Raw genomic sequence first — 5,395 nt, forward strand, 5'->3', positions numbered from 1 at the left:
GCCGTGGAAATCTGGAACGTTCACTACAATTATCATCGACCGCATTCAACACGCGGAGGACGACCGCCCGCCGCTTACCGCCGGCACCGCGTAACTAACGTCCGTTCCTCATACAGCTAGAACCCAAGGTGGACCGGAATCGCCGGCCGGCCCTACGTCATGAACTGGCTCTCACAGGGCTACTCGATTGTCGCGACGGACTACGCCTGCTCAGCACAACAGGAATGCACCATACCTGGACGGACCGTCGCAGGCACACAGCGTGATCGACATGGTCCGTTCCGTGCCGCTCGTGCGGTCGCACCGTCGCTCTCACTACGGTGGGAGCACCTGGCCGATCTCAGGCTGTCCAAGAACTCGGTGTCCCCACGTTCCAGACAGTATCTTCAGCCTTCTGGCGCGACCTGATAGGTCCGGAAAGTCAAGTCGCCCGGCTTCAGTCCACAAGGACTGAAGCCGGGCGAGCACAGGGAGCACGCACATCACCGCGCACGGAGGTCGGGGTTCCTGTCGACAATCTCATGCAAGGCATCGGTTATCGCCCGCACGCGGGCCAATCTGATCAGCTCGCGCGGGACAACGAGCCAATACGACCTCCGAATTACGAACTCGTCACGCAGCACCGGCACGAGGTCATCGTCGGTCGCGCCGATGTACGTCGGCAAGGGCGCGATTCCCACACCGTGCCTGACCGCCTCGTAGTGACCAGCGATGTTGTTGGTCTGGATCTGCGCTCGCCCGGTGGGCAGTATCCGGTCGAGGATACGCAGAGGTTCGACATCCAAGAACGCGTCCACATACCAGACGAGCGTGTGATGACGTAGGTCGTCCACCGACGAGATCGACTCGTGCGTCTCCAGATACCGACGCGAGGCGTAAAGCCGCAAGTTGTAGTCCGCAAGTTTGCTGACGACGACAGATCGGGGAGAGGGACGCTCCAATGTGACGGCGACGTCGAAGTCACGCCCGGTCAACACATCGTGGGTGGTCGAAGTCAGCACTTCGGTGTACAAATCCGGGTGCCGGGCACGGACAGAGCGCAAGCCCGGAACCAATACGAAGGCACCGAAGCCGTCTGGGGTCAGAATCCGGACCGTCCCGTTGAGGCTCGGCGACGCCGAGGCGGTCGTCTCACCGAGCGCAGAAAGTAGCGTCGACTCGATACTCTCCGCGTAGGGAACCAATCGCCTGCCCGCCTCGGTCAGCTGCCAGCCCGAGACGCCGCGATCGAAAAGCCTTGCTCCCATGTCTTTTTCAAGCCTAGAGATTCTCCTGGAGACAGTGGTCTGATCGACCCCCAGCCGCTTCGACGTATCCGAAATACGCCCCGTGCGTGACAGTTCCAGCAGAAAGCGCAGGTTGTCAGAAGTGAACATCGCCATTCCCGTTCTTGGCTGCAATTTTGCATTGAGTACTGCGATCTTACTTGTTGACGACGGCAATTCTGCGGCACAGACTCGAATCAACCCCAGCCTCAGGAGTGAATAGTCATGACTGTCATCGCACATTGGATCGACAACAAGATCGCACCCGGTTCGAGCGGAAACTCCGCTCCGGTCACGAACCCTGCGACCGGCGCCGTCACTGGCAGTGTCGCGTTCGCCAGCGTGCAAGACGCACGCGCCGTTATCGACGCAGCTGCTGCTGCGTTTCCCGATTGGCGCGACAGTTCGCTCGCCAAGCGCACCGCAATCCTCTTCGCGTTCCGCGAACTGCTCAATGACCGCAAGCATGAACTCGCAGAGATAATCACCACCGAGCACGGCAAAGTCCTCTCCGACGCACTCGGCGAGGTGTCAAGAGGCCAGGAGGTCGTCGAATTCGCTTGTGGCATCGCGCACCTGCTCAAGGGCGGTATGACCGAGAATGCCTCGACGAACGTCGACGTCACCTCGATCCGTCAACCGCTCGGCCCGGTCGCGATAATCTCGCCGTTCAATTTCCCCGCGATGGTCCCGATGTGGTTCTTCCCCATCGCGATCGCCACCGGAAACACGGTAGTACTCAAGCCGTCCGAAAAAGTTCCATCTGCTTCGCTGTGGATCGCGGCGCTCTGGGCCGAGGCAGGACTTCCAGCGGGCGTGTTCAACGTCCTGCAAGGCGACAAGACAGCTGTCGACGAACTTCTGACCAACCCTGCGATCAAGGCCGTTTCGTTTGTCGGTTCAACCCCCATCGCCCAGTACGTGTACAGCACCGGCACCAGCCACGGAAAGCGCGTTCAGGCTCTCGGAGGAGCGAAGAACCACGCGATCGTCTTGCCTGACGCAGACCTCGATCTGGCCGCCGACGCAATGGTCAACGCCGGATTCGGCTCGGCCGGCGAGCGCTGCATGGCGATCTCGGCACTGGTCGCCGTCGGCGACATCGCCGATGAACTCGTTGGCAAGATTGCCGAGCGAACCCGCACCCTGAAAACCGGTGACGGCACGAAGAACTCAGACATGGGTCCTCTGGTGACCAAGGCCCACCGCGACAAGGTCGCCTCCTACGTCGACGCCGGTGAGGCGGCCGGCGCGACGCTCGTCGTCGATGGCAGGCACGTGCAGGCGAACGGTGGTGAGGGCGGATTCTGGCTCGGCCCGACCCTGATCGACCACGTCACCACCGACATGAGCATCTACACAGACGAAATCTTCGGCCCTGTGCTCTCGGTCGTGCGAGTGAACTCCTACGACGAAGCACTCGACCTGGTGAATTCGAGTGCATTCGGGAATGGCACCGCGATCTTCACCAATGACGGTGGCGCAGCACGTCGCTTCCAGAACGAGATCGAGGTCGGCATGGTCGGGATCAACGTCCCCATTCCCGTCCCCATGGCCTACTACAGCTTTGGCGGTTGGAAGAACAGCCTGTTCGGCGACACGCACGCTCACGGTACCGAAGGAGTCCACTTCTTCACCCGTGGGAAGGTCGTCACTACCCGCTGGCTCGATCCCAGCCACGGCGGCATCAACCTCGGCTTCCCCGAAAACAACTGAGTTCTTGTCCCGTCCGAATACGACGGGCCGGGAAATACATTCACAACATTCGAAGGGATCGGCATGGTTGCCAACATTTCATTTCCCCGGTTCTTGAAACTTGGTCCTGGGTCCGTCGAGAGTCTCGGCGAAGTGCTGACGGATCTGAACATCGAGCGTCCGCTTCTTGTCACCGACGCGTTCATGGTCAGCAATGGTTCTGCCGATCGATTGCTGAAGATCGTTGCAGCAGCAGGAAAGAAGGCCGCACTCTTCTCCGAGACGGTTCCCGACCCCACTACCGATTCTCTACAGGCTGGTCTCGACGCTCTGACCGCCCACGATGCCGACTCGATCATCGGCTTCGGCGGCGGCAGCCCGATGGACACGGCAAAAGCACTTGCCGTCTTGTTCAAGCAGGGCGGCGTCATGCGCGATTTCAAAGCCCCTCGGGTGTACGCGGGGCCGGCGCTTCCGATCATCGCCATCCCGACGACGGCAGGAAGTGGCTCGGAAGCAACACAATTCACGATCATCACGGATGTTGCCACCGACGAGAAGATGCTATGCCCTGGGCTTTCTTTTCTTCCGATCGCCTCGATCGTCGATTCCGACCTCACGATGTCGATGCCGCCGAGACTGACGGCCGACACAGGTGTCGACGCACTCACACACGCGATCGAGGCCTACGTCAGTAAGAAGGCAAACCCCATCTCGGACGGGCTCGCGCTGTCTGCGATGAAGACAATCGGGGCGTACCTCTTGCGCGCGTACCGTGACGGCTCAGATCGAGAAGCACGTGAACAGATGATGCATGCTTCCACTCAGGCGGGTATGGCATTCTCCAATGCGAGCGTGTGCCTGGTACACGGGATGAGTCGTCCGATCGGCGCACATTTCCATGTGGCGCATGGACTTTCCAATGCAATGCTACTTCCGGCGATCACCGCGTTCTCCATACCCGGGGCGCGTGATCGATACGCCGATTGCGCCAGGCAGCTGGGCGCGGCCGATCGCGGCGATTCAGACGAGGCGGCCTCGCACAAGCTGGTCGACTTCATCGATGCTTTGTGCGTCGACGTAGAGGTACCCAGTCCGCGCACATTCGGCATCGACGAGTCCCGCTGGGAGGAGCTCATTCCACTGATGGCGGAACAGGCCTTGGCGTCGGGTTCTCCGTCGAACAACCCGGTGGTGCCCAGCGCACAGGAAATCGCCGAACTGTACCGGAAAGTCTATCGATCCTGACCACTTCCGTCCGTGGGGTCGAGGTACTCGACCATGGCGTTGGCCAGTTCGAACCTCGTCTTCCATCTCTTTCGATTCAATATCTCGTTTGTATTCTGCCCCAGAAAGATTCGATGACGGCATTGCCATTGCCATTGCAATCGCCGATCGATCCCATCGACGGAACCAACGCCGAGTCGTGTACCCTGCGGGTAGACGCCAGTTTGTTGACGCTATGCGCTGCCAGGTCGGTGCAGGGTGGGAAGTATTGGCGCAGTGGTGGACTGGACCCCGAAAGTTGGACACCGAATTTAGGTATCCTTCTTCAGGGAGTAGTCAGATGTACTCGAAAAGCACGTTAAGCCACACCGACGCCGTGTCGGCGCTCGAACTGTTCGAGCAGGGCTACACGGCCAAGTCCGTGGCCATTTCGCTTGACCTCGCCCAGAACCCTGTCCAAATGTTGTATCAACGATGGCAACTACGGGGAGCAGGTGCGCTGGTGACGAGAGACCGAAGACAGTACGACTTCGAGACCAAACTCGAGATCGTGCGTCGCCACGTCAACGGAGAGTCCGGAAGGGTTCTGGCCGAAGAGTACGACTTACCCTCGCCCACAACGGTAGCGAACTGGACTGTCATCTACCGACGCGACGGTGAGGACGGGTTACGCCCGAAGAGGCGCGGCAGGCCTCCAACCGATCGCGGGGATTCCCCTGACGAAAAGCGAGCGCGAGATCTGCGGTTTTGGTCCAGGCAAAGGGTTTCGGATTCTCGTTCCAGGCGGCGATTCATTCCCGCACGTCCTTCTCGAGTGCTGTGACATAGGTGGGTATTTCCGCGACTGAGCCGGTGCCGGTGGTCGTAGAACGTCGATCTGGGGAGGTGCGCGATCTGAAGCAAGAGGGGTAGCGGGTTGTGCGCCTTGAAATCATCGACAGCTCGAACTTTCAGCGTCGTTCCTGCAACCTCAAGGCCCGCAATTTTTCCCAGTACGCGACCTCAGCGCGAAGCCGTTCGTTCTCCGCGCGCAGTGGAAATCCTCACTTCGCTCGCAAAATATGTTGAACAAATTTCAGGCGCAGGACACTAGTTGTTGCGGGTACGGACGTTGCTGACGCGGGACTGAAGTAGACGGGCTGGTCCTCGGCGCGAGAATGGGAATTGCGAAATAGCCGTTCTCGACCAAGAAGGACCAACCCTGTGAC

Annotated in this window: 4 protein-coding genes and 1 pseudogene; 4 read left to right on the top strand and 1 reads right to left on the bottom strand. The window is 60.0% G+C overall.

What is annotated here, in order from left to right:
- Nucleotides 1-150: 150 nt before the first annotated feature.
- A pseudogene (locus ASU23_RS34760) lies at nt 151-344 on the top strand (lipase); the annotation flags it as partial.
- A 138-nt stretch (nt 345-482) separates the two neighbouring features.
- Here the strand turns inward: ASU23_RS34760 and ASU23_RS06920 are convergent.
- Nucleotides 483-1,376 carry a LysR family transcriptional regulator gene (locus ASU23_RS06920; RefSeq protein ID WP_058037608.1) on the bottom strand — a complete coding sequence of 298 codons (894 nt, stop codon included), beginning with the start codon at nt 1,374-1,376 and terminating at the stop codon, nt 483-485.
- Between the two features lie 114 nt (nt 1,377-1,490).
- Between ASU23_RS06920 and ASU23_RS06925 the strand changes: the two genes are divergently transcribed.
- From ASU23_RS06925 to ASU23_RS35290, 3 genes are all read left to right on the top strand, one after another.
- Nucleotides 1,491-2,981, top strand: a complete 1,491-nt coding sequence (locus tag ASU23_RS06925) for a CoA-acylating methylmalonate-semialdehyde dehydrogenase (RefSeq protein WP_058037606.1) — start codon at nt 1,491-1,493, stop codon at nt 2,979-2,981.
- A 63-nt stretch (nt 2,982-3,044) separates the two neighbouring features.
- The gene (locus ASU23_RS06930) at nt 3,045-4,208 is read left to right on the top strand and encodes an iron-containing alcohol dehydrogenase (protein ID WP_058037607.1); all 1,164 of its coding nucleotides are present in this window, start codon (nt 3,045-3,047) and stop codon (nt 4,206-4,208) included.
- Nucleotides 4,209-4,647: 439 nt separating this feature from the next.
- Nucleotides 4,648-5,010, top strand: a complete 363-nt coding sequence (locus tag ASU23_RS35290; RefSeq protein ID WP_350491748.1) for a helix-turn-helix domain-containing protein — start codon at nt 4,648-4,650, stop codon at nt 5,008-5,010.
- Nucleotides 5,011-5,395: the final 385 nt, after the last annotated feature.

The sequence above is a fragment of the Rhodococcus sp. KB6 genome (assembly GCF_001445685.1).
GTDB lineage: Bacteria > Actinomycetota > Actinomycetes > Mycobacteriales > Mycobacteriaceae > Rhodococcus_F > Rhodococcus_F qingshengii.